The sequence below is a fragment of the Streptomyces viridosporus genome (assembly GCF_002078235.1).
Classification (GTDB): domain Bacteria; phylum Actinomycetota; class Actinomycetes; order Streptomycetales; family Streptomycetaceae; genus Streptomyces; species Streptomyces viridosporus.
This window is the reverse complement of the sequence record NZ_MSGP01000573.1, coordinates 1-368: the sequence shown is the minus strand read 5'-3', so window position 1 is coordinate 368 and position 368 is coordinate 1. Positions and strand designations below refer to the sequence as shown.

The 368-nt window shown below is 70.4% G+C and carries 1 pseudogene; it reads left to right on the top strand.

The window, feature by feature from the left end:
* Positions 1 to 362, top strand: a pseudogene (locus tag B7L92_RS32910) (hypothetical protein); the annotation flags it as partial.
* Positions 363 to 368: the final 6 nt, after the last annotated feature.

Genomic DNA, 368 nt, shown 5'->3' with positions numbered 1-368 from the left:
CCGGGCACACGGGTCCGGCCCTGGCCGATGTGCCGGTGGACCGCGCCACGGTGGCGCGCGCGTTCGTCCTGCTGATGGCCGAGCGGATGGCCGACCCGATGGTTGTCGCCGTCGCCCGGTGCCTGGACCCGCAGCACGCCGGGCCGGTGCTGTGGCAGAAGGTCGACTATCACGGCAGTCTGACCAGCCGTCACGGTAGCTACTGGGTGAGCGCGATTCACGCGCACGCCGACCCGTTCGGCGAGACGCCCGAGCTGCGCTACGACCTGTGCGAGATGCGCGGAGTCGTGCCCGTACCGGTGGTCAAGAACGTGCGCCGGGTGAGCATCACCCCGCTGCCCGAGTACCGCACGATGGGGTAAAAGACC